Genomic DNA, 1,068 nt, shown 5'->3' on the forward strand with positions numbered 1-1,068 from the left:
CGTGTCCTCCCCGCGTTCTGAGTATCCGGGCGGCGAGCCGGCCAGCGTTGAACTCGAGCGATGCCGGGCAGTTGGCATGGCTGCAATTGCAGACGAGGCCTGCAGGAAGGCTTGGGCCGAGAACCGCCGGCGTTTCCTGCGGCCATCCCGACCCGTGGCACCATACGCCGCTCCACCGATCGAGAAGGATCAGAGCCGGCTGCAGCCGCTGACCCCTTCGACCCCGGCCGATACCCAAGATACCCGTTCGAACACGGTGGCGCCATGAACGACACGGGCGTAATCGACCGCTTCCTGGAAACCTTTACCCGCTATATCGATTCCGGATTCGGCCTGCTCGGCGGCGAAGTGGCATTTCTCACCTCCACGCTGATCGTCATCGACATCACGCTTGCCGGCCTTTTCTGGGCATGGGGCGCTGACGAGGACATGCTGCATCGGCTGGTGAAGAAGACGCTCTATATCGGCTTCTTCGCCTTCATCATCGGCAACTTCAATCGCCTCGCCGGCATCGTCTTCGAGAGTTTCTCGGGGCTTGGACTGAAGGCAGGAGGATCAGCGCTCTCGGGCCCCGCACTCCTGCAGCCGGGCCGCGTCGCGCAGGTCGGCATCGATGCCGGCAATCCGATCCTCGAAGCCGCCAGCCAGCTGATGGGCTACGTCTCGTTCTTCGAAAATTTTGTCCAGATCGCAGTGCTTATGACCGCCTGGGCGATCGTGCTGATCGCGTTCTTCATTCTGGCCGTCCAGATCTTTGTCACGCTCATTGAGTTCAAGCTGACGACACTGGCAGGCTTCGTGCTGATCCCGTTTGCGCTGTTCAGCCGGACAGCCTTCCTCGCCGAGAAAGTCCTCGGCAACATCGTCGCGTCCGGCGTGAAGATCCTCGTCCTCGCTGTCATCGTCGGCATCGGCTCGGGTCTCTTCGGCGAGTTCACTCGCGGTTTCGGCGCCGAACAGCCAACAATCACGGATGCGCTGTCGCTGGTGCTGGGCGCACTGTCTCTGATGGGGCTGTCGATCTTCGGCCCCGGCATTGCAACGGGCCTTGTTTCCGGAGCCCCGCAG

Annotated in this window: 2 protein-coding genes; both read left to right on the top strand. The window is 62.3% G+C overall.

Going from position 1 to position 1,068, the window contains the following annotated elements; all coding sequences use genetic code 11:
- Position 1: 1 nt before the first annotated feature.
- Positions 2–268 carry a putative entry exclusion protein TrbK-alt gene (gene trbK-alt / locus EOA22_RS34785; RefSeq protein ID WP_281040820.1) on the top strand — a complete coding sequence of 89 codons (267 nt, stop codon included), beginning with the start codon at positions 2–4 and terminating at the stop codon, positions 266–268.
- Positions 265–1,068, top strand: an 804-nt coding sequence (trbL, locus tag EOA22_RS34790; RefSeq protein ID WP_127390677.1) for a P-type conjugative transfer protein TrbL, incomplete at its 3' end; no start/stop codon positions are given. The genes trbK-alt and trbL, both read left to right, overlap by 4 nt.

The organism is Mesorhizobium sp. M7A.F.Ca.US.014.04.1.1, assembly GCF_003998745.1.
Lineage (GTDB): Bacteria > Pseudomonadota > Alphaproteobacteria > Rhizobiales > Rhizobiaceae > Mesorhizobium > Mesorhizobium ciceri.